The organism is Paralcaligenes ureilyticus, assembly GCF_004346225.1.
Lineage (GTDB): Bacteria > Pseudomonadota > Gammaproteobacteria > Burkholderiales > Burkholderiaceae_B > Paralcaligenes > Paralcaligenes ureilyticus.
In genome coordinates, this window is record NZ_SMAJ01000007.1 from 139873 (window position 1) to 163186 (window position 23314).

20 protein-coding genes are annotated in these 23314 nt (G+C 59.5%); 19 read left to right on the forward strand and 1 reads right to left on the reverse strand.

Annotated features, from left to right (window positions below):
- The first annotated feature begins 665 nt into the window (after positions 1-665).
- The 15 genes from gyrA (at position 666) to cysM (ending at position 17585) form a co-directional block, all read left to right on the forward strand.
- On the forward strand, positions 666-3350 hold the full coding sequence (gyrA, locus tag EDC26_RS11320) for a DNA gyrase subunit A (RefSeq protein ID WP_243700883.1): 2685 nt from the start codon (positions 666-668) through the stop codon (positions 3348-3350).
- Entirely contained in the window at positions 3350-4477 is a 1128-nt protein-coding gene (gene serC, locus EDC26_RS11325; RefSeq protein ID WP_132582614.1) for a 3-phosphoserine/phosphohydroxythreonine transaminase, read from the forward strand. Before gyrA ends, serC begins: the two co-directional genes overlap by 1 nt.
- The gene (gene pheA, locus EDC26_RS11330) at positions 4470-5555 is read left to right on the forward strand and encodes a prephenate dehydratase (RefSeq protein ID WP_132582616.1); all 1086 of its coding nucleotides are present in this window, start codon (positions 4470-4472) and stop codon (positions 5553-5555) included. The genes serC and pheA overlap by 8 nt, the downstream gene beginning before the upstream one ends.
- 12 nt (positions 5556-5567) lie before the next feature.
- On the forward strand, positions 5568-6707 hold the full coding sequence (hisC, locus tag EDC26_RS11335; protein WP_165931003.1) for a histidinol-phosphate transaminase: 1140 nt from the start codon (positions 5568-5570) through the stop codon (positions 6705-6707).
- Positions 6704-7606 (forward strand): prephenate dehydrogenase, encoded by a 903-nt coding sequence (locus tag EDC26_RS11340; RefSeq protein ID WP_132582618.1) that lies wholly within the window; start codon positions 6704-6706, stop codon positions 7604-7606. Before hisC ends, EDC26_RS11340 begins: the two co-directional genes overlap by 4 nt.
- Positions 7603-8922, forward strand: a complete 1320-nt coding sequence (gene aroA / locus EDC26_RS11345) for a 3-phosphoshikimate 1-carboxyvinyltransferase (RefSeq protein ID WP_132582620.1) — start codon at positions 7603-7605, stop codon at positions 8920-8922. Before EDC26_RS11340 ends, aroA begins: the two co-directional genes overlap by 4 nt.
- Positions 8923-9142: 220 nt before the next feature.
- Positions 9143-9814 carry a (d)CMP kinase gene (gene cmk, locus EDC26_RS11350; RefSeq protein ID WP_132582622.1) on the forward strand — a complete coding sequence of 224 codons (672 nt, stop codon included), beginning with the start codon at positions 9143-9145 and terminating at the stop codon, positions 9812-9814.
- A gap of 120 nt (positions 9815-9934) precedes the next feature.
- Positions 9935-11650 carry a 30S ribosomal protein S1 gene (gene rpsA / locus EDC26_RS11355; RefSeq protein WP_132582624.1) on the forward strand — a complete coding sequence of 572 codons (1716 nt, stop codon included), beginning with the start codon at positions 9935-9937 and terminating at the stop codon, positions 11648-11650.
- 5 nt (positions 11651-11655) lie between these two features.
- Complete coding sequence (locus tag EDC26_RS11360; RefSeq protein ID WP_132582627.1) at positions 11656-12009, forward strand: integration host factor subunit beta; 354 nt, start codon at positions 11656-11658, stop codon at positions 12007-12009.
- Positions 12010-12258: 249 nt separating this feature from the next.
- Positions 12259-12582, forward strand: a complete 324-nt coding sequence (locus EDC26_RS11365) for a lipopolysaccharide assembly protein LapA domain-containing protein (protein ID WP_132582629.1) — start codon at positions 12259-12261, stop codon at positions 12580-12582.
- A gap of 24 nt (positions 12583-12606) precedes the next feature.
- Entirely contained in the window at positions 12607-13830 is a 1224-nt protein-coding gene (gene lapB / locus EDC26_RS11370; RefSeq protein WP_132582631.1) for a lipopolysaccharide assembly protein LapB, read from the forward strand.
- Positions 13827-14753, forward strand: a complete 927-nt coding sequence (rfaE1, locus tag EDC26_RS11375; protein WP_132582633.1) for a D-glycero-beta-D-manno-heptose-7-phosphate kinase — start codon at positions 13827-13829, stop codon at positions 14751-14753. Before lapB ends, rfaE1 begins: the two co-directional genes overlap by 4 nt.
- On the forward strand, positions 14750-15730 hold the full coding sequence (gene rfaD / locus EDC26_RS11380) for an ADP-glyceromanno-heptose 6-epimerase (RefSeq protein ID WP_132582635.1): 981 nt from the start codon (positions 14750-14752) through the stop codon (positions 15728-15730). Before rfaE1 ends, rfaD begins: the two co-directional genes overlap by 4 nt.
- Positions 15731-15924: 194 nt before the next feature.
- Positions 15925-16473, forward strand: coding sequence for a ComEA family DNA-binding protein (locus EDC26_RS11385; RefSeq protein WP_132582637.1), 549 nt, complete (start codon positions 15925-15927; stop codon positions 16471-16473).
- A 206-nt stretch (positions 16474-16679) separates the two neighbouring features.
- Positions 16680-17585 (forward strand): cysteine synthase CysM, encoded by a 906-nt coding sequence (cysM, locus tag EDC26_RS11390; RefSeq protein WP_132582639.1) that lies wholly within the window; start codon positions 16680-16682, stop codon positions 17583-17585.
- Between the two features lie 34 nt (positions 17586-17619).
- Here cysM and mltB read toward each other — a convergent pair whose 3' ends face one another.
- A complete protein-coding gene (mltB, locus tag EDC26_RS11395; RefSeq protein WP_132582641.1) occupies positions 17620-18783 on the reverse strand; it encodes a lytic murein transglycosylase B in 1164 nt (387 codons plus the stop codon).
- A 10-nt stretch (positions 18784-18793) separates the two neighbouring features.
- Between mltB and EDC26_RS11400 the strand changes: the two genes are divergently transcribed.
- The 4 genes from EDC26_RS11400 to EDC26_RS11415 all read left to right on the forward strand — a co-directional run bounded on the left by EDC26_RS11400 (position 18794) and on the right by EDC26_RS11415 (position 23207).
- Positions 18794-19723 (forward strand): histone deacetylase family protein, encoded by a 930-nt coding sequence (locus EDC26_RS11400; protein ID WP_132582730.1) that lies wholly within the window; start codon positions 18794-18796, stop codon positions 19721-19723.
- Between the two features lie 130 nt (positions 19724-19853).
- Complete coding sequence (locus EDC26_RS11405) at positions 19854-20603, forward strand: electron transfer flavoprotein subunit beta/FixA family protein (protein WP_132582643.1); 750 nt, start codon at positions 19854-19856, stop codon at positions 20601-20603.
- Between the two features lie 2 nt (positions 20604-20605).
- Positions 20606-21535: an electron transfer flavoprotein subunit alpha/FixB family protein gene (locus EDC26_RS11410; protein ID WP_132582645.1), complete on the forward strand. Its 930-nt coding sequence runs from the start codon at positions 20606-20608 to the stop codon at positions 21533-21535.
- A 442-nt stretch (positions 21536-21977) separates the two neighbouring features.
- Positions 21978-23207: a PA0069 family radical SAM protein gene (locus EDC26_RS11415; RefSeq protein ID WP_132582647.1), complete on the forward strand. Its 1230-nt coding sequence runs from the start codon at positions 21978-21980 to the stop codon at positions 23205-23207.
- Positions 23208-23314: the final 107 nt, after the last annotated feature.

Genomic DNA, 23314 nt, shown 5'->3' on the forward strand with positions numbered 1-23314 from the left:
CTGGGTTTCATGCGTGTTAGGGCGAATCTTACGGCATTTCTGTGTGATTAGTTAAGTGTGTTTTGCGCATTGGGCCCATATATTCGGATTTCCACGCGTTCTCGCCCATTATTGTTGGTTTTTGGCAACAAGAGACCAGGGTTAAAGTGCTTTCTTAAGAGGCTAAGGGGAACGCGCCCCGATGCAGGATGTTGACGGATGCGAGCGCCGGTCGCAGCGTGCGTGTGTGGCATTTTGCGGTGATGTCTACAAGGGTTTGTCGGCGGTGTCTGCCAGGGTTGTCATTGCGAAAAGTACCCGTCGCCGTAAAACGTGTCAGTTGTTGAAAACGTTCATGTCGCTGCCTGGCTCGGCTCAGTGGCCGCATTCCTGTTACATGACTGAACGGCATGCATGTATTGTCTTGATTATCAGGATTTTGCCACCCACAAGGGGTGGCGCTACAGGGTGGCGTTACATGATTCGCTGATTTGGCAGCCACAAGGGCTGCCACTACAGACTTACGGGTATGTATTTGTAGCGGCACCCCTTGTGGGTGCCATTTATCACAAGGACACCAGACGCTACCCACGTAAGCCGCGGGGAGGCACGATGGGTGGAAGTGATAGAATTTCCCATTCGCCCGACATCGGCCTACCTTCACGATTTCATGTTGTAGACAATCTATGGATTCCTTCGCCAAGGAGACCCTTCCAATTTCATTGGAAGAGGAAATGCGCCGCAGTTACCTCGATTACGCCATGAGCGTTATCGTGGGGCGCGCTTTACCAGACGTTCGCGATGGCCTCAAACCCGTCCATCGGCGGGTGTTGTTCGCCATGCACGAGCTGAATAACGACTGGAACCGGGCTTACAAAAAATCAGCGCGTATCGTCGGTGACGTCATCGGTAAATATCATCCGCATGGCGATTCGGCGGTTTATGACACGATTGTGCGCATGGCGCAGGATTTTTCGCTGCGTTACATGCTGGTCGACGGGCAGGGTAACTTCGGCTCGATCGACGGCGACAATCCGGCGGCCATGCGTTACACCGAAATCCGTCTGTCCAAGATTGCTCATGAGCTTTTGGCCGATATCGATCAGGAAACGGTCGATTTTGGCCCGAACTACGACGGCAGCGAACAGGAACCCCTGCTTTTGCCCTCGCGCCTGCCCAACTTGTTGGTCAATGGCAGCTCGGGAATTGCGGTAGGGATGGCCACCAATATTCCGCCGCACAACTTGTCCGAGGTGATTGACGGCTGTCTGTATTGCCTGCGCAACCCGGAGTGCACCGTGGATGAGCTGATTGAGCTGATTCCGGCGCCGGACTTTCCTACCGGCGGCATTATCTATGGGATGTCGGGCGTGCGCGAAGGTTATCGCACGGGCCGGGGCCGGGTCATCATGCGTGCCAAAACGCATTTCGAGGACATGGAAAAGGGTCACCGCCACGCCATTATCGTTGACGAGATTCCCTACCAGGTCAACAAGAAGTCGTTGCAGGAACGCATTGCCGAGCTGGTCAACGAAAAGAAAATCGAAGGCATCTCCGACATACGCGACGAATCCGATAAGGACGGCATGCGCCTCGTTATCGAACTCAAGCGCGGCGAAGTCCCCGAAGTGATCCTGAACAATCTGTATAAAAACACGCAGTTGCAGGATACGTTCGGCATGAACATGGTGGCCCTGGTCGATGGCCAGCCGCGTCTGCTTAATCTTAAGCAGATGGTCACCTATTTCCTGTCGCATCGCCGCGAAGTTGTCACGCGCCGTACGGTGCATCAGTTGCGCAAGGCTCGGGAGCGCGGCCACGTGCTCGAAGGCCTGGCGGTGGCTTTGGCCAATATCGACGACTTTATCGCTATCATCAAGGCGGCGCCCACGCCGCCGGTGGCGCGCCAGGACTTGGTCGCCCGCAGTTGGGACTCGTCGCTGGTGCGCGAAATGTTGTTGCGCGCCGACGACGGCAATACTCCCGGCGGCCATGCCGCCTATCGCCCCGAAAACCTGCCTGACGGATTTGGCCTGCAGGAAGACGGGCTGTATCGTTTGAGCGATACCCAGGCGCAGGAAATCCTGAATATGCGGCTGCAGCGCCTGACGGGGCTGGAGCAGGACAAGATTGTCGGCGAATATAAAGAGGTGATGGCCACCATTGCCGACCTGCTCGATATTCTGGCGCGTCCCGAACGCATTACCACCATTATCAGCGACGAACTGGTGGCGATAAAGGCCGAGTTTTCCACCAACGTGAAAGACGTCCGGCGCTCGCAGATTGAGCACAATGCGACCGAGCTCGATACCGAAGATCTGATTACCCCCATGGACATGGTGGTGACCCTATCGCAAAGCGGCTATATCAAGAGCCAGCCCTTGTCGGAGTACCGTGCGCAAAAACGCGGCGGGCGCGGCAAGCAGGCCACCGCCATGAAGGAAAACGATTGGGTCGACCAGCTGTTCATTGCGAACACGCACGATTTCCTCTTGTGCTTCTCGGATCGCGGCCGGGTGTATTGGCTCAAGGTGTGGGAAGTGCCGCAAGGTACGCGTGGTTCGCGCGGCCGGCCGATCGTCAACATGTTCCCGCTGATCGACGGCGAGAAAATCACGGTGGTGCTGGCGGTCAAGGAATTCAGCGACAACCGTTTCGTTTTCATGGCCACTTCGCGCGGGACGGTCAAAAAGACGCCGTTGTCGGATTTTTCCAATCCACGCAAGGCGGGGATTATTGCGGTCGCGCTCGATGAGGCCGATTTCCTGATTGGTGCCGATGTGACCGATGGGCAGCACGATGTGATGCTGTTCTCCGACTCGGGCAAGGCGGTGCGCTTCGACGAAAACGATGTACGACCCATGGGGCGCACGGCTCGCGGCGTGCGCGGCATGAGCCTCGAAGAGGGCCAGGCCGTCATTGCCATGCTGGTGGCCGGAGACGAAAGCCAGAGCGTGCTGACCGCAACTGAAAACGGTTTTGGCAAACGCACGTCCATCATTGAGTACACGCGTCACGGCCGCGGTACCAAGGGGATGATTGCGATTCAAACCAGCGCTCGCAATGGTCGCGTTGTGGGCGCGGTGCTGGTGCGTCCCGATGATGAAATCATGCTGATTACGACGGCTGGGGTGCTGGTGCGCACTCGGGTGTCGGAGATTCGCGAAATGGGTCGCGCCACGCAAGGTGTCACCCTGATCAATGTTGATGAAAACAGTACTTTGTCGGGTGTGCGTCGCGTGGTCGAAAGCGATGCCGATGATGAGGAAGGCGACGAACACGAATCTGCCGTGGCGGACCAAGCCGGTCCGGTCAATGAAGGCCCGGCCGATGCGAGTGATGACAACGGCGACACGGAGGACAATGCTTGATGCGCCCCTGGAATTTTTCGGCAGGCCCGTCGGCCTTGCCGCTGGAAGTGCTGCAGCAAGCTGCGGCGGAAATGACTGATTGGCATGGTTGCGGCATGTCGGTCATGGAGATGAGCCATCGCGGCAAACAATTCATGCAAATTGCGCAAGAGGCGCAAGCCGATCTGCGCGAGCTGCTGGCGGTGCCCGACGATTATTCGGTGATGTTCATGCAAGGCGGCGCCACGGCTGAAAATGCCATTTTGCCGCTTAACCTGATGGGCCGTGGCGGGGCGCTTAAAGCCGATTACGTGTTGTCGGGAATCTGGTCGAACAAATCGCATAAAGAAGCACAGCGTTACGGCGATGCCGCGGTGGCGGCGTCCAGCGGCGCCGCGGCCGTGATTGACGGTGTGACGCAAGACCCCTGGACCTGGTTTCCGGAGCCCGAACAGTGGCGCATCCGTGCCGATGCCGCGTATCTGCATTTGTGCGGCAATGAAACCATAGGCGGGGTCGAGTTTGCCACCTGGCCCGATATGGCAACGCTGGGCGTGCCCAACGTGCCTCTGGTGGTGGACGCCTCGTCGCATTTCCTGTCGCGCCCCATCGACTTCTCCAAGGCGGCGCTGGTGTATGCCGGCGCTCAAAAAAATGCCGGACCGGCCGGCGTTACCATGGTTCTGGCACGGCGCGACCTGATCGGCCATGCCTTGCCTGCCTGTCCGTCGGCTTTCGATTATGCCAATGTGGACGGCGCCAATTCCATGTTCAATACCCCGCCGACTTATGCGATGTATATCGCCGGCCTGGTGTTCAAGTGGATAAAGCGCCAGGGCGGCGTTGCCGCGCTGGAAAAGGCCAATATTGCCAAATCCCAAGCCTTGTACGCCTATCTGGATGGTTCCGATTTTTATCTGGCGCGGGTCCATCCCAAGGTGCGCTCACGCATGAATGCGCCGTTCTTTCTGCGCGACGAATCGCTCAATGGCGAATTTCTGGCGCAGGCCGAAAGCGCCGGGCTCATGCAGTTGAAGGGGCACAAGAGCGTTGGAGGCATGCGGGCTTCCATCTACAACGCCTTGCCCATGGAAGGCGTCCAGGCCCTGATTTCCTTTATGCAAGAGTTTGAGCGGCGCCATGGATGACTCCCTGCTAGCCCGCTTGCGTCCGCTACGCGAGCGCATCGATGCGCTGGACGCGCAAATACTTGATCTGCTCAATCAGCGCGCTCGCACCGCGCTTGAGGTGGGCCAGGCTAAACAGGCCTTCGATGCGGACGGGCCGATCCTGAAGCCTGAACGTGAAGCCATGGTGATACGCCGTCTGCAAGAACTCAATAAAGGGCCGTTCACCGATCAGGCCATCGATGCCGTCTGGAGCCAGATCATCTCTACCTGCCGCGGTCTGGAAAGCACCTTGACCGTGGCGTATTTGGGACCGCAGGGTTCGTTTTCCGAACAGGCGGCGCTGGAGCACTTCGGCCATGCGGTTCAGCGCTTGCGCTGTAATTCCTTTGATGAAGTGTTTCGCGCGGTCGAGGCGGGCCAGGCCGATGCCGGGATGGTGCCGGTTGAAAACTCCACCGAAGGAGCGGTGAATCGCACGCTCGATCTGCTGCTGAATTCCCCGCTCAAGGTCTTGGGGGAACGCTCGATCAAGATCCAGCACTGCCTGATGACCCAATCGGGCACCCTTGACGGCGTCAAGCGCGTCATGGCGCATCCCCAGGCGTTGGCGCAATGTCAGTCGTGGTTGACCCAGAATCACCCGGAGCTCGCGCGCGATGCGGCCTCCAGCAATGCCGAGGCCGCGCGGGTGGCTGCCGAAGACCCAGCCGTGGCGGCTATTGCCGGAACGGCGGCTGCCGAGGCGTGGAATCTGCAAGTGGTAGCTTCGGGGATTCAGGACGATCCGCAAAACCGCACTCGCTTTCTGGCCGTGGGCGCCATGGCCACGCAAGCCACCGGACACGACAAGACCAGCGTGATTCTGGCGGTGCCCAATCGCGCCGGTGCCGTATACGAAATGCTTGCGCCGCTGGCGGCTCATGGCGTGTCCATGACTCGGCTGGAGTCGCGGCCGGCCCGCACGGGGCAATGGGAATACTATTTTTATGTAGATCTGCTGGGGCATTACGACGACGCGCCGGTTGCGCAGGCGCTGGCCGAGCTCAAGAAACAGGTAGCGTTTTTTAAAGTGCTGGGTTCTTATCCGGCGCAGTAAGGATTTGCTTGCATGACGACGAACGATCTTACCGGCCGCGCCGCGGGCGCTCAGGTTCCTGGCTATATTCTCGATATTGCGCCTTACCAGGCCGGCAAACCGATTGAAGAACTGGCCCGCGAATTCAAACTTGATGCGGCGCAAATCGTGAAGCTGGCTTCCAACGAGAATCCGCTGGGCATGCCTGCGTCGGCGCGGCAGGCCATGCTTGCTGCGTGCGGCTCGCTTGCGCGCTATCCCGATCCTAACGGTTTTGACTTGAAGGCGGCGTTGGCCAGGCACTATCAAGTGCCGGCGGGCTGGCTTACCCTGGGCAATGGTTCGAACGATTTGCTGGAGCTGGCCTCGCTGGCGTTTTTGGCGCCCGGGTCGGCCTGTGTTTATGCCCAGCATGCGTTTACGGTGTACCGGCTGGCCACGCAGGCGCGCGGTGCGCGCCATGTTATGGTGCCCGCTCGCGACTATGGCCACGACCTGGACGCCATGTTTGCCGCCGTCGACGCCGATACTCGCCTGGTATTTATTGCGAATCCCAATAATCCGACCGGCACGTTTCTGCCCGCGGCCGCCATCGAGGCGTTCTTGACGCGGGTTCAGGGTCAATACGGTGAGCGCGTCACCGTTGTGCTGGACGAAGCGTATAACGAATACCTCGATCCGCAATGGCGCTTTGACAGCTCGCGCTGGGTGCGGCAGTTTTCCAATCTGATTGTGACGCGTACGTTTTCCAAGGCCTACGGGTTGGCCGGTTTGCGAGTGGGCTTCGCCATGGCGCAGGAGCGGCTTACCGATTTGCTCAATCGCGTGCGCCAGCCCTTCAATGTGAATAGCCTGGCGCAAGCAGCCGCCACGGCGGCGCTTGAGGATAAGGCCTTTTTGCAGCAGGCTTACGAAGTCAATTGCGCCGGCAAGAAATTGCTCTATGAAGCGTTTGGCAGGCTGGATCTTCAGTACGTTCCCAGTTATGGCAATTTTGTACTGTTGCGCGTGGGCGATGCGGCGCGCATCCATCACGAACTGCTCAAGCGCGGCGTGATCGTGCGCCCCGTAACGGGCGACGGCTTGCCCGAGTGGTTGCGTGTATCGGTAGGCTTGCCCGCTGAAAATGCGCGTTTCATTGAAGCGCTTGCCGACGTTCTCGCCGGACGATGAGTAGCGCGCGTGCGATGCCGGACTCGCCTGCGGTGGGCGTGCTGGCGGTTATCGGAGTCGGGCTCATAGGCGGCTCATTTGCGGCGGCACTGCGTAGCCGCGGCGCGGTGGGGCGCGTTCTGGGCGTTGGGCGCCACGCGCATACATTAGAGCGCGCGCGCCAGATGGGCCTGATCGATGAAGCTGTCAGCCTGCAAGAGGCGGCCGGACAGGCCGACCTGATCGTACTGGCTACGCCCGTGGGCGCCATGGGCCGGATTCTTGCACAGCTCAAGCCCCATTTGCGCGACGAAACCTTGATCACGGATACCGGCAGCACCAAGGCAAGCGTGGTGGCTGCCGCCCGCGCCGCACTGGGCGAACGCATTGCTCAGTTCGTGCCTGCGCATCCGATCGCGGGAGCCGAGGCAACCGGCCCCGAAGCCGCCAATGCCGTGCTTTACCAGGGCCGCGTCGTTGTCCTGACTCCGCTGGCCGAAAACACCGACGCTGCAAGGCAAAGGCTCACCGACTTGTGGGAGGGGTGCGGCGCGCGAGTCATGTGCATGACGCCCGAGGCGCACGATGTGGTGCTTGCGTCGGTCAGTCATGTGCCGCATTTTTTGGCCTCGGTTTTCATGGGTCAGGTTGCGGCGGCGGCCGATTCGGACAGGCGCCTGGGTCTGGCGGGCTCCGGGTTTCGCGACTTTACGCGGATTGCGGCAGGTTCGCCCGAGATGTGGCGCGATATTTTCCTGGCCAACCGGGCGGCCGTGTTGTCCGAGCTGCAGGAGGTCAAGGCGGCGTTGCTGCAGGCCGAGCAGGCGCTGCAAGAAGAGGATGGTCAAGGTCTGCACGATTTTCTGGAGCGCGCTGCGCTCGCGCGCCGCTTCTGGGGTGGCCGGAGCGGTTTGTCATGACTGCTGCCGCCTTACGCCTGCCGAGCGCGCGCACGGCCCGCGGCGAGCTGATTTTGCCGGGCTCCAAAAGCATTTCGAACCGGGTCTTGCTGCTGGCGGCGTTGGCCCAAGGGGCGACCCGGCTCGAAGGCTTGCTGGATTCCGCCGACACTCGTGTAATGCTGGCAGCCTTGCGGCAATTGGGAGTTTCTATCGATAGCGTCGGCCCGACTCAGGTCGAAATACGTGGAGAGGCTCCTTTTGCCGTGCGCCAGGCGGCGCTGTTTTTGGGTAACGCGGGAACGGCGTTTCGACCGTTGACGGCCGTGTTGGCGCTGATGGGGGGGGACTATCAGTTGTCGGGCGTGCCGCGTATGCACGAGCGTCCCATCGGCGACCTGGTCGACGCTCTGACGGCGCTGGGTGCCGACATACAGTATTTAGGCGAGCAGGGGTATCCGCCCCTGGCTATCCACGCGGGGGCAATCAAGGGCGGTGGCGCAATTCGTGTCAAGGGATCGGTATCCAGCCAGTTTCTGACGGCCTTGCTGGTGGCGGCGCCTTTACTGGCAGGCGTGGCGCACAAGGCTGTGGCGATCGAGGTCGAGGGCGAGCTGATCTCGAAGCCGTATATCGCCATTACCTTGAACCTGATGGCACGTTTTGGCGTGGCGGTGCAGCGTGAAGGCTGGAAGCGATTCACGATTCCAGCGGGCGCCTTTTACCGGTCGCCAGGAACGCTGGCGATCGAGGGCGACGCGTCCTCGGCGTCTTATTTCATGGCGCTGGGCGCCATTGGCGGTGGCCCGGTGCGCATCCAGGGTGTAGGTTCGCAGAGCATCCAGGGCGATATGGCGTTTGCCGATACGCTCGAGGAGATGGGGGCGGTCGTTACCTGCCATGCGACAGCCATTGAAGTCAGCGGCGTGCAGGTGGCGCGCGGCGAGCGGCTGCGCGCCTTCGACAGCGACTTCAACCTGATTCCCGACGCGGCCATGACGGCGGCAGCGCTGGCGCTGTATGCCGACGGACCGTGCACCTTGCGCAATATCGGCAGCTGGCGCGTGAAGGAAACCGATCGCATACACGCCATGCATATCGAGCTGGCCAAATTGGGGGCTCGGGTCGAGTCGGGTCCGGACTGGATTCGGGTTCATCCGGTCGCAAAGGACCAGTGGCGGGCGGCCAGTATTGCGACCTATGACGATCACCGCATGGCCATGTGCTTTTCGCTGGCGGCTTTCAGTCCTGTGCCGGTGACGATTCTGGATCCGGAATGCGTCGGCAAAACCTTCCCGGATTATTTTGCCGTGTTTCGCCGCCTGGTGCAGAGTTGAAGGGGGAGTGTGGGAGATGTTGGATATTGCGTGAGATGGCAGCCACAAGGGCTGCCGCTACAAAAACGTGCCTGTCGTTCATGTAGCGGCAGCCCTTGTGGCTGCCATTTTTGAATTATGTACTGCCACCCCTTGTGGCGGCCATTTGCAACCGATGATCTCTGCCGTATTAAGGTGTTAAAAAGATGTTTATCAAAAACAATGCATGCACGAAGCGGGCATGAATAACGCTGATTCTTCAATGATTCCGGTAATTACCATAGATGGCCCGACGGCGTCGGGGAAGGGCACTATTGCGCATCGAGTGGGGCAGGCGTTGGGTTGGTCGGTGCTCGATAGCGGCGCTTTGTACCGCCTGACGGCGCTCGCGGTGCGTGATGGCGGCATTGATCCGGCGGATGAATTGGCCGTGGCGAGCATCGCCGGCCGGCTTGACGTGTGTTTTGACGGTGGGCGGATATGGCTGGCCGGGCGCGATGTGGCGGCGCAGATACGCGAAGAGCCGATCGGCAATCTGGCCTCGCAGGTGGCGGCCTACGGCCCGGTGCGACAGGCTTTGCTTGCGCGCCAGCGGGCCTTTCGCCGGGCGCCCGGGCTGGTGGCTGATGGACGCGATATGGGCACGGTCGTCTTTCCGGACGCCCCTTTGAAGATTTTTTTGGTGGCCAGTGTCCAGGCACGGGCTGAGAGACGCTGTAAGCAGTTGAAGGAAAAGGGATTTTCTGCTAATCTAGCAGGCCTTTTACAGGATATGCGTGCGCGCGACGAGCGCGATCGCAGTCGTATCCACGCACCGCTTTCTGCGGCGCCTGGCGCTAAAACGATCGATTCATCGAATTTGACCATCGATGCAACGGTTGATGCAGTACTTGATTACTGGTCTCGTTTATAGGTCTTCGGCCCGGAATCCAAAAGGTTTCCAGGCTTGGGGTTTCTTTCCACTCCACTGGGGCTGCGGTTTTGCCTTGGTGTGTATATTTAACGGCCATCCTGGCCCCATGGATTTAACTTAATGTCTTCCATTGCAACTACTGCCGCCAGCGGCGGCGAGAACTTTGCCGATTTATTTGCCGAAAGCATCAAAAACCAGGATATGAAGTCTGGTGAAGTCATTTCTGCAGAAGTCGTGCGTATCGACCATAACTTTGTCGTGGTCAATGCCGGCTTGAAATCCGAGGCACTGATTCCTCTTGAAGAATTCCTGAACGATCAGGGCGAAATTGAAGTTCAGCCCGGCGATTTCGTCTCTGTCGCCATTGATTCGCTCGAAAACGGTTACGGCGACACAATCCTGTCGCGCGATCGCGCAAAACGCCTGTCGGCCTGGCTGCAGCTTGAAAAAGCGCTCGAGTCCGGCGAAATGGTGACCGGCACGATTACCGGCAAAGTCAAGGGCGGCCTGACCGTCATGACCAACGGCATTCGCGCTTTCCTGCCCGGCTCGCTGGTCGATCTGCGCCCGGTCAAGGACACCACGCCCTACGAGGGCAAAACCATGGAGTTCAAGGTCATCAAGCTCGATCGCAAGCGCAACAACGTTGTGCTGTCGCGTCGCTCGGTACTTGAAGCCAGCATGGGCGAAGAGCGTCAGAAGCTGCTCGAAACGCTGCGTGAAGGCGCCGTGGTCAAGGGCGTCGTTAAAAACATCACCGATTACGGTGCGTTCGTCGACCTGGGCGGTATCGATGGTCTGCTGCACATTACCGACATGGCGTGGCGCCGCGTGCGTCATCCTTCCGAAGTGCTCCAGGTGGGCCAGGAAGTCGAAGCCAAAGTGCTCAAGTTCGACCAGGAAAAAAGCCGCGTGTCGCTGGGCGTCAAGCAGTTGGGCGAAGACCCGTGGGTCGGTCTGGCGCGTCGCTACCCGCAAGGCACCCGTTTGTTCGGTAAGGTCACCAACCTGACCGACTACGGTTCGTTCGTTGAAGTCGAAGCCGGCATTGAAGGCCTGGTGCACGTTTCCGAAATGGATTGGACCAACAAAAACGTTGATCCCCGCAAGGTTGTCACGCTGGGCGAAGAAGTCGAAGTCATGGTCTTGGAAATCGACGAAGACCGCCGCCGTATTTCGCTGGGCATGAAGCAGTGCCGCGCCAATCCGTGGGAAGACTTCTCCATCAACTTCAAGCGCGGCGACAAGGTTCGCGGCGCGATCAAGTCGATCACCGATTTCGGTGTGTTTGTCGGCCTGCCGGGCGGCATCGATGGGCTGGTTCACTTGTCCGATCTGTCCTGGACTGAAACCGGTGAAGAGGCCGTACGCAACTTCAAGAAGGGCGACGAGCTCGATGCCGTGGTTCTGGGCATCGATACCGATAAAGAGCGGATTTCGCTTGGCATCAAGCAGCTTGAGGGTGATCCCTTCAACAACTTCGTTGCCACCTACGATAAAGGCGCCGTGGTTCCTGGCGTCATCAAATCGGTCGAAGCCAAGGGTGCCGTTGTGACCTTGTCGCTGGACGTTGAAGGCTACTTGCGCGCTTCCGAAATCTCGGCTGGCCGCGTCGAAGATGCCACCACGGCTCTGAAGGCCGGTGAAAATGTCGAAGCCATGATTGTCAATATCGATCGCAAGGCGCGCTCGATTCAATTGTCGATCAAGGCGCGCGATAACGCCGAAACCGCCGACACTATCCAGCGCATGTCTGACGCCAGTGCTTCATCGGGCACCACCAATCTGGGTGCTCTGTTGAAGGCCAAGCTGGATCAACAACGCGACGACGGTTAATCGGTGTGACTAAGTCCGAATTGATCGCGATACTCGCAAGCCGCTATCCGCAATTGGCGGCGCGCGATACCGATTACGCCGTCAAGACGGTGCTCGATGCGATGACCCAGGCTTTGGCCAACGGTCAGCGCATCGAGATCCGCGGCTTTGGCAGCTTTTCGCTATCGGAGCGTTCACCACGAGTAGGGCGTAATCCCAAATCTGGCGAGAAAGTGCTGGTGCCTGGCAAGCAGGTGCCTCATTTCAAAGCGGGTAAAGAGTTGCGCGAGCGGGTCGATTCCGCCTTTGAAGAAGAGACCAAGTCTGCCGAGCCTGGCTTTAACCTGACGCAGTTCGACGCAAGTTTGATGCAAGGGTAGTGCGGAAATGGCACCCACAAGGGGTGCCGCTACATTGGCGACCGGTGCGTTTATGTAGCGCAACCGGTACGTTTTCTAATGCGACCAGTACGTTTTTGTAGCGGCACCCCTTGTGGGTGCCATTTTTTTTCTATCGCGCTCAGCGATTTCTGGCCTGTATATGAAGGCTTGCGATCCGATTCCCCGTACAATTAAGTAAGTAACCGGTGACTTATTTTTCGTTTCCACCGGACTATTGGAGTTCTCGCTATGCGTTACCTGGTATGGGTGTTGCGACTATTGGTGTTCGTGCTGGTGTTGTTGTTTGCCCTTAAAAACACGGGGCCGGTCGACATCCACTTCTACTCAGATTACACGGTAACCGGCATCCCGCTTATTGTCGTGATGCTGGTGACTTTCGTGCTGGGGGCCTTGTTCGGGCTGTTGCTGGCCGTGCCTGCCCTGATGCGCCGGCGTCGCGAAACCCGCAAGCTGCAGCGCGATCTGCGCCGTCTGCAAGACAGGTACGCGCACCCTGCGGTCCAGACCCAGGCTGTCGCCCCGGAAACGGTGGCGCCGCTGTCTCCTTTGTAAAATCTTGTACCTGAGGTCGTAAGCGTGGATTTTGAACCGTGGTGGCTGATTGCCGTACCCATTCTGTTTGCCTTGGGCTGGATCGCGGGGCGTGTGGACGTCAGGCAAATGCTGTCGGAGACGCGCAATTTGCCCGACTCTTATTTCAAAGGGCTTAATTTCCTGTTGAATGAAGAGCCCGATCAGGCAATCGATGCCTTTGTCGAAGTCGCCAAGCTTGACCCTGAAACGACCGAACTGCACTTCGCGCTGGGCAGCCTGTTTCGGCGCCGCGGCGAAGTGGAACGAGCCATACGCGTGCATCAAAGCCTGCTGTCGCGAGCCGATTTACCTGTAGCGGATCGTGAACATGCGCAACACGAAATCGCTCAGGATTTTCTCAAGGCAGGGATGCTCGATCGGGCTGAACAGGCGTTCGAAACTGTGCAGGACACCCGTTTTGCTCTTCCCGCGGTACGGGCCCTGATTCGCATTTACGAATCCGAGCACGACTGGCCGCGGGCGATCGATGCGGTCAAGCGCCTGCGCGCTCTGGTCGACGAGCCGGTTCCGCAGCTCGTGCACTATCAGTGTGAACGTGCGCAATTGGCCATGAGTGCCAAGCCGCCCGACCTGCAGGCCGCCAGCGAAGCGCTCGATGCCGCCGATCATGCCGCGCGGGCTTTGCGCGGGCAGGCGAACGGGCAGGCTTGCGAAGCCCGGATAGCCATGTCGCGGGCCAGTTTGGCCAAACTGAATCAGAACGCCGGGCGCGAGCGCATGTATCTGGAATCAGTGCTGACGGCCGCGCCCGAGTATGCGGGGCTGGTTGCCGCCGATATTCTGGAACTTTACCGTGCCGCGGGACAACAAGTGCAGGGGTTGGAGCTACTCAAAAATCACTACGCGCGCTATCCGTCGCTGGATATGTTCAATGTGGTGTTTCGCGAGCTGCGGCTGCAGCAGGGCTATTCACCCGCCTGGGAATTTGCCCGCGAGGCCTTGCGGGCTCATCCGTCGCTGCTGGGCCTGGATCGACTGCTCGAAGCCGAGATGTCCAGTGGCGATACGCCAGCCGCGGCATCAGGCGTGACGCCCGGCGCGGATCTGGGTCTGTTGCGTTCCCTGATCCATAAGCATACCCAGCGTCTGGATCGTTATTCGTGTCGCGTGTGCGGCTTTGAAGCGCGTCATTTCTACTGGCAGTGTCCGGGTTGTAATTCCTGGGAAACCTATGAACCTCGTCGTCTCGAGGAGTTGAAGCCATGATTTTTCCGTTGGAAGCGGTTCACCGCGTGAACGTGTTGGTGGTGGGCGACGTCATGCTGGACCGTTACTGGTTTGGCGAAGTCGAGCGGATTTCGCCCGAGGCGCCGGTGCCGGTGGTGCGGGTGGCGCGGCGCGAAGACCGGCTGGGCGGGGCGGCCAACGTGGCGCGTAATATTGTGGCGATGGGCGCCCGGGCGACCCTGCTGGGCATCGTGGGCGCCGACGAGGCGGGCGAGCAGATTCAGGCGCTTTCGAGCGAGGCGGGCGTCGTTGCACGGCTGGTGACGGATTCCGCCTTGCATACCACGCTGAAAATGCGGGTGCTGGGGCGGCAGCAGCAATTGCTGCGCATCGATTTCGAACAGACTCCCGTCAAGGCCAGTCTGGCGCGCATCGAGGCCGAGTTGTCGGCCCTGGTGGCCAAGCACGACATGTTGGTGCTTTCCGATTACGCCAAAGGCGCGCTAGGCCAGGTCGAAGCCTTGATCCGGATTGCGCGCCACGCCGGGGTGCCGGTGTTGGTTGATCCCAAGGGGCATATGTACAAACGCTATTTCGGCGCGACCATGATGACGCCCAATCGCGCCGAAATGCGAGAGGCGATAGGACACTGGCAGACCGAGGAAGAACTGGCCAGCCGCGCGCAGGCGCTGCGTACAGAGCTTGAGCTGGAAGCCCTGCTGGTGACACGGTCCGAGCAGGGCATGACCCTGTTTACCCAAAATGGCCGCGAGCACATCGATGCCCAGGCTCACGAGGTATTCGATGTGTCGGGCGCTGGCGACACGGTATTGGCGGCGCTGGCGGTGACGCGCGCAGCCGGCCTGGATTGGGGCGATGCGGTCAAGTGGGCCAATCGCGCCGGCGGCATTGTGGTGGGAAAACTCGGAACTTCGGTGGTGACGGCGGGAGAGCTGACATGATTATTGTGACCGGCGGTGCAGGCTTTATCGGCAGCAATCTGGTGGCGGGCCTGAATCGTCGCGGCTATTCCGATATTTTGGTGGTCGACGATCTGACTGAGGGCGATAAGTTCATTAATCTGGTCGGCGCCCATATTGCCGACTATATGCATAAAGACGATTTCCGCCGGCGCGTGGCGCTTGGGCAGTTGGGCGCGGTCGAAGCGGTCATCCATCAAGGGGCTTGCTCTGACACGACCGAGCGCAATGGCCAGTACATGCTCGATAATAATTATCGCGTTACGCTTGAACTGTTCGAATATTGTCAGGCGCACAAGATTCCCTTCCTGTATGCCTCATCGGCCGCCGTGTATGGGGCGGGCCCGGTTTATGCGGAAAACGTCGCCAATGAGTCGCCGCTGAATGTGTACGGTTATTCAAAATATCTGTTCGATCAGGTGCTGCGCCGTCGTTGGCCCGAACTGAAGGCGCCTGTGGTGGGCTTGCGCTATTTCAATGTTTATGGGGCCCACGAACAGCACAAGGGGCGTATGGCGTCGGTCGCGTTTCACAACATGCAGCAGTTCAGGGCGGAAGGGCACGTGCGCCTGTTCGGCGGTTGGGACGGCTATGCCGACGGCGGCCAGATGCGCGATTTCGTGTATATCGACGATGTGGTGGATGTGAACCTGCATTTTCTCGACCACCCCGAGCAATCAGGCATTTTCAATTGCGGCACCGGGCGCGCGCAGCCCTTCAATGATGTGGCTCGAACGGTCGTCAACAGCCTGCGCGTCAAGGCGGGGCAGCCTGCGCTGTCGCTGCAGGAACTGGTCGATCGGAAGTTGATACGCTACATTGCCTTTCCCGAAGATTTGAAAGGGCGTTATCAAAGCCATACCGAAGCCGACATGACCCAGTTGCGTGCGGCGGGCTACGACCGGCCGTTTAGCAGCGTCCAGGACGGTGTGTCGGCTTATGTGGATCGGTTGTTTTAATTTCGTTGATATGGCACCCCTTGTGGGTGCCAAAAACCCTTAGCGCCACGCCAACCAAACCCATCGCTCCCAACGTAACACTACGCATGGATGGATTGGTGTGCAGGGCCTATCCTCGCGTGGACCGATCTTCGATCATGGAGCTTATGGAAATCCTGGGTTTCCATATTCATTCCATTCTTCGGAGACTCATCATGAATCCCTTCACTGAATCCACCGTAGCCCGCCCGCTGACCGATAAGGAAATGGCAGTCACTAGGACTGCCGCAAAAACGTGCCTGCCGCTCATCCACGGCAGCCATTCCTCTCGCCCCGCGTCGCGTTTGCGGCCGACGCGGCCGTTTTGGCGGCCCGTAGTGGGCGCGATAGGATTGGCTGCGGGCTTGGCGTTATCCGGCACTGCCTACGCTGTTGACGCCAATGCGGCCACGCAGGCGCAGCTTGAATCGGTGCGCGGCATAGGTCCGAAAACAGCACAAATCATCATCGAAGAACGTGTGCGCGGCGGCAAGTATGAATCTTTCGATGATCTGTCCGAACGGGTCAAAGGCATAGGCCCGAAAAAAGCCGCTACGTTGCAGGCCGCCGGGTTAACAGTGGGAGCGGCCGGCGGCGTCTCGGCGATCACCGCAGGCGCTGTGCCGCTTGTTTCGGCGGGCGATGCTAAATCGCAGGCCGGTTCGTCGGCGTTGTCGGGCAAAAATAAACCAGCGCGAAAACCGGCAGGCAAGCCTGCCAAATAAAGAGCCGGGTTGTTATGGCGTTGATTGTGGTTTTGCAGAGGAGGGTAATTGCCAATATGCGGGCGTCTGCAGGAGGCGCCTGCGTAAACCACGATGGCACCCACAAGGGGTGCCGCTACAAATACGTGGCCGTAGCGGGTGTAGGGGCACCCCTTGTGGGTGCCATGGTTTTAGGGCCGCAGCCTTGTTCGGTGTATGATTTCTGCATGAAAAAATACCCCACTATCGAAGACACCGTAGGCGCCACGCCGCTGGTGCGTTTGCAACGTATTCCGGGCGCCGCTGGCGAACCGCGCGGCAATGTCATTCTGGCCAAGCTCGAGGGCAATAATCCGGCAGGCTCGGTCAAGGACAGGGCGGCCCGTTCCATGATTCGGCGCGCCGAAGAACGCGGCGACATCAAGCCTGGCGATACGCTTATCGAAGCCACCAGTGGCAATACCGGCATTGCGCTGGCAATGACGGCGGCGGTGCGCGGCTACAAAATGGTTTTGATCATGCCCGATAACCTCACGCTCGAGCGGCGTGCGGCCATGACCGCTTATGGCGCGCAGCTAATCCTTACCCCCGCCAAGCAGGGGGGCATGGAATACGCTCGTGACCTGGCTCTGGAGATGCAGGCCGAGGGCAAAGGCAAGGTGCTCGATCAGTTTGCCAATCCGGACAATACTCTGGCCCACATTGAAACAACAGGCCCGGAGTTATGGCAGCAGACCGACGGCCGCATTACGCACTTTGTCAGCGCCATGGGGACGACCGGCACGATCATGGGCATGGCCACTTATCTGCGTTCGAAAAATTCAAAGATTCAGATAATCGGTGCGCAGCCGGCCGAAGGGTCGCAAATCCCCGGCATTCGCAAATGGCCCGAGGCCTACCAGCCCAAAATCTATGATCCTTCCAAGGTCGATGCCTTTGAACTGATCGATCAGGCGGACGCCGAAAACATGGCGCGCCGGCTGGCGAGCGAAGAGGGGATCTTCGGCGGAATTTCGTCCGCTGGTGCCCTGGTGGCGGCCTTGCGAGTCGCCGCCCGGGTGGAAAACGCCACCATCGTGTTCATTGTGTGCGACCGTGGCGATCGCTATTTGTCTACTGGCGTATTCAACTGATACCGGCGCACCTGGATCGGCCCCTGGCCGTTATTCAATTAGGCCCGGCGCTTCCCACGCGCTCGGCAATGGCCGTCGCCAGGTCGGCCACTGAAGCGGCATAGAAGTAGCTGTGGTTGTAATGGGTGATGGCGAAGAAATTCGGCGTTCCGGTGCGGTATTCGTTCAGGTTGCGCGGCTCGTCGATCAGGTCTACGACCCCGACGGGATATTTCTCCCAGGCGGTGTTGCGCGCGTCCGGCCGCACGCGGGCGCCTTTGGCGCTAAGCTCGGGCCAGCTAAGGCTGGGCTTGAGCCCGCCTGCGACCAGCGAGCCGGCGTCGGCGGGCAGAACGACCGGCGCAAAGACCGGCAGGCCCGGCACCCAACCGTGCTCGCGCAAGTAGTTGGCGACCGACAGGATCGCGTCCGTGGCATTGCTAGCCAAATCGATGTGCCCGCTGCCGTCGCCGTCTACGGCAAAGCGCAGGATGCTGCCCGGCATGAACTGAGGCAGGCCGATGGCGCCGGCGTACGAACCTTCCACATCGAGCGCGTTCAGTTTTTTCTCATTGTCCAACTGGATCAGATCGGCCAATTGGTCGCGAAATAGCTGGCTGCGTTCGGGGCGTGTCGAGTCCGGAAAGCGGAATCCCAAGGTGGCCAGCGCGTCGAGCACGGCAAAATCGCCGGTCTGGCGTCCATAGATGGTTTCGACGCCGATAATGGCGACGATAATCGATGGCGACACGCCATATTGGCGGCTCGCCCGATCGAGCGCCGCGCGGTTCTCGTTCCAGAAGGCCGTTCCAGCCTTGATGCGTATGGGTTCGACAAAACGTTTGCGGTAAGTTACCCAGCTGCGGCGCAGCCGGGTTTTCCCGGGCGTCATCAATCTGGCTACGGTCGCGTTGTAGCGGGCGCTTTTAAGCAGCGTTTCGACCCGGGCGAGCGGCACTTGGCGGGTTTGTGCGACTTCGCGGGCATACGCTTGTATGTCGGGCTTGAGCTGGCCGCGGGCGTCGGTGAACCCTTCAGCGCTGTTGATCGATCTGCCTGCCTTGATGGAGGGCTGTTCGCCGTTGTCTCCGCGTAGTTGAGCTTGCGTCTGGATCGGTGCCTGGGGCTGGGCCGGCGAGGGGGCCGTTTTGGTTGTGGCGCAGCCTCCGAGCAGGGTAATTAGCAAGGTCGCTTGCAATATACGGGCAGGTTTGAACATAATCATCCTTATGCAGACCCTCTATATTACCCACCCCTCTTGCCGCTTGCATGAAATGGGCCCATCGCACCCCGAGTGTCCGGAGCGCCTGGACGCGATCAATGATCAATTGCTGGCAAGCGGCGTGCTTGGCTTTCTGGACGAAAGGCAGGCCGTCAGGGCCGGCCGCGCCGATGTGCTGCGTGTGCATACGCGGCGGTATCTTGAGTACCTGGATGCGCATTCGCCCACTCGCGCCGGTACTTACTTTGAGCTGGATCCGGACACGCTGATGAATCCGCATACGCTGGAAGCGGCGTGGATGGCCGCAGGCGCCGGTCTGGTGGGGGTTGATGCGATTATGCGCGGCGAGGCCAGCACGGCGTTTTGTTCAGTGCGCCCGCCTGGGCATCATGCGCGTCCGGGCGAGGCCATGGGGTTTTGCATTTTTAATAACCTGGCCGTGGCCGTAGCCCATGCGCTGGACAACTATGCGCTGGCGCGGGTCGCGATCATCGATTTTGATGTGCATCACGGCAACGGTACCGAAGAAATGTTTGCGGGCGACGACCGGGTGTTGATGTGCAGTTTTTTCCAGCATCCTTTTTACCCGCATTGCGGCGCCGGGAAAGTGGCGAGCAACATGGTGAACATCCCGGTTCCGGCCTATACCGCCGGCGCCGCCTTGCGGCAATTGATGAGCGATATCTGGTTGCCTAGGTTGCAGGCTTTCGAACCCGAATTCATTTTTGTGTCGGCCGGGTTCGATGCGCATCGCGAAGACGATATGGCGCAGTTGGGCATGGTCGAGTCCGACTATGCCTGGATGACCGAGCAGATTGTTGCGCTGGCCGATAAAACGGCACAGGGGCGGATCGTCAGCTTTCTCGAAGGCGGCTATAACCTGTCTGCGTTGGGGCGTAGCGCCGTGGCGCATATCAAGGCGTTGGCCAGGCTGTAGAATGCTAGAATCTACATCAATTTTCCACTCTGGTTCCCGAATCGCTGCGCCTGGTCTGACGGGCGCTATGCCCTATGCGTGATGGCAACATGAGTGCGAGCCGTTTTTTATTTCTCTGGAGAATGCTTCGATGAAGGTGCTGGTGCCTGTCAAGCGTGTCGTTGATTTCAACGTTAAAGTGCGCGTCAAGTCTGATCAAAGCGGCGTGGATATCGCCAATGTGAAGATGTCCATGAATCCCTTTGACGAAATTGCTCTCGAAGAAGCAATGCGCCTGAAAGAAAAAGGGCTGGTTGCTGAAGTCGTAGCGGTGTCCTGCGGTGTGGCGCAATGCCAGGAAACCCTGCGCACGGCCATGGCCATTGGCGCCGACCGCGCGGTTTTGGTGCAAACCGATGTGGCGCTCCAGCCTTTGGCGGTCGCCAAGTTGCTGCGTGCTTTGGTCGATAAAGAGCAGCCGCAATTGGTCATCCTGGGCAAACAGGCTATTGATGACGATGCCAATCAAACGGGTCAGATGCTGGCCGCGTTGCTGAGCTGGCCGCAAGCCACTTTCGCCAGCAAAGTCGAGCTGGCGGGCGATACGGTTGCGGTCACCCGTGAAGTCGATGGCGGCCTGGAAACACTGTCGCTCAAGCTTCCGGCCATTATCACCACCGATCTGCGCCTGAACGAGCCGCGCTACGTCACCTTGCCCAACATCATGAAGGCGAAGAAAAAGACGCTCGATACGATCACGCCCGAAGCGCTGGGCGTTGATGTAACGCCGCGATTGAAAACGCTGAAAGTATCCGAGCCCCCGGCGCGCTCTGCGGGCGTTACGGTTCCCGACGTGGCGGCGCTGGTTGAAAAACTCAAAAACGAAGCCAAGGTGATTTGATCATGACGATTCTTGTAATAGCTGAACACGACAATTCACACTTGAAAGTGGCCACGAGAAATACCGTGGCGGCAGCGGCGAAGATGGGTGGCGACGTGCATGTGCTGGTTGCCGGCAGCGGCGCCCAGGTTGTGGCCGACCAGGCATCGAAAGTCGCCGGGGTGGCCAAGGTTTTGCTGGCCGATGCGCCTCACTTGGCCGAAGGGCTGGCCGAGAATGTCGCGGCGCAAGTGCTGGCTGTTGCTCAGAACTACAGTCATATTCTGTTTCCCGCCACCGCGTCGGGCAAGAACGTGGCGCCGCGGGTGGCCGCCCGGCTGGATGTGGCGCAGGTGTCCGATATTATCGCGGTCGATTCGCCCGACACATTCCAGCATCCGATATACGCCGGCAACGCCATCGCTACGGTCCAGTCGTCCGATCCGATCAAGGTGATTACTGTACGTACCACGGGTTTTGACGCGGTTTCCGAGCAGGGTGGCCAGGCGGTCATCGAAACGTTGGCGGCCGAAGCCGATTCGGGCTTGTCGTCTTTTGTAGGGCGCGAGGTGGCGCAAAACGATCGCCCCGAGCTGACGGCCGCAAAAATAGTGGTCTCGGGCGGGCGGGGCATGGGCAGCGCCGAGAACTTCAAGATTCTCGACCCCCTGGCCGACAAGCTGGGAGCAGCGCTGGGCGCCTCGCGCGCGGCCGTTGACGCCGGGTACGCGCCCAACGACTGGCAGGTGGGGCAAACCGGCAAGATCGTGGCGCCGCAGTTGTATGTGGCGATCGGGATTTCCGGGGCTATCCAGCATTTGGCCGGCATGAAAGACTCCAAGGTCATCGTGGCGATCAACAAAGATGCCGAAGCGCCGATTTTCGGGGTGGCCGATTATGGTCTGGTCGCCGATTTATTCCAGGCTGTTCCCGAGCTGGTCAAAGCGTTGTAGGGGGCTACCCTGTAGCGGCAGCCCTTGTGGCTGCCATCGCGGCTACCAAACAATCGTGGATAGAATGAATTTTCCAGCCCCGCGACGTGGGCGGCTAAGGCGGTTCGGGCTCTGACGTGCACGGTTCTGGCTTCGCCAGAACTTCCCGCGCGCAGAACCAGCTTCGGGGCGGCGTGCGAACTCGCAGGGCGAATAGCCCACTGGGCTATTCGCAAGCGCCTGCTCAAACAGCGCACGCCTTGCATCCCCGAAGCCGGCTCTGCGCGCGGCGCGCCCGAATCGCCCGCCCCACCTTAGCCGCCCACGCCGCTAGCGTTGATGATGTTCGTCATGTAGCGCCACCCCTTGTGGGTGGCATTTTCACCATTATTTGGATAGGTACAAAGCGCAATAAGCCAGAAATGGCTTGTCAATTATACTGTAATTATATACAGTATATAGCATGGCGCTAATCGACCCCTTTGCTGTCCTTGATTCCCAATCTCCCCCTGGCATCGTGCATGGCCGCGGAGCCGTTGGCAACGTCCGGCATCGTTTCCAGCAAACCGACCGTGAGGGCGTGGACGATGGCTGGCCATCGTCCGGTTTACCGGCAAAAAATCCGGATAGTCTCGATATTAAGGCCAGTGGTTCTCTGGAAGGCACACAGAGCAAACAGCACAATCCCGTCTCTACAGAAATGGCCCCCGTTCGCTTGAAGACGACCGTTACGGTTGAGCAGGCGCGCAAGCTCTTATCCCATAACGAATCCCCCGACATCCCCTTCGACCAGGCCGTCAACCCGTACCGGGGGTGCGAACACGGTTGCGTTTACTGCTATGCCCGCCCCACGCATGCCTACCTGGGCTATTCTCCTGGGCTGGACTTCGAAACCCGTTTGGTCGCCAAGGCCAATGCCGTGCAGGCGCTACGGGCCGAGCTGGCGCGCCCGGGGTATCGTGTGTCGCCCATTAATATCGGCTCAGCCACCGATGCGTACCAGCCCATCGAACGCGAATGGCGGCTGACCCGCGGTTTGCTCGAGCTTATGCTCGAAACCCGGCACCCGCTCATCATCGTCACCAAAAATGCCCTGGTCGAGCGCGATCTGGATATTCTTCGGGCCTTGGCCGAACAGAACCTGGTGACGGTGTATGTCAGTGTCACGACGCTGGATGCAGACATGGCGCGCACCCTTGAACCGCGCGCATCGGCGCCCTGGCGCCGGCTGCAGGCCGTACGCACCCTGGCGCAGGCCAGTGTTCCCACCGGGGTGCTGGTCGCCCCCATTATCCCTTTCATTAACGATGAATCCATGGAGTCCATTCTTCGGGAAGCCCGAGGGGCCGGCGCCTATTACGCCAGCTATACGGTGCTGCGCCTGCCCTGGGAAGTCAAAGCAGTGTTTGAAGAGTGGTTGGCCACCCATTTTCCGGACAGGGCGCAGCGCGTGCTGCACCGCATAGAAGATCTTCGCAACGGACGCCGCAATGATCCCGGCTTTGGCTCGCGCATGCGCGGCACCGGCATCTGGGCCGATCTGTTGCGCCAGCGTTTTGAACTGACAGCGCGCAAGCTGGGCTTGAATCGCCACCGGCTGGAACTCGATATGCATCGGTTTGTGCGTCCCGCCAGTTTAAAAACATCCGTCAGTATGACAACAGGGCAGTTGTCGCTGTTTGACTCGCCCTGATCGGCTTGCGGGCCGTAAAAATTCTTGCTTTTATATACACAAATACTTACACTTGCTCATGCTACAACGACATGAATAATCATAATTAGTGTTCGTTTGCATTGAAT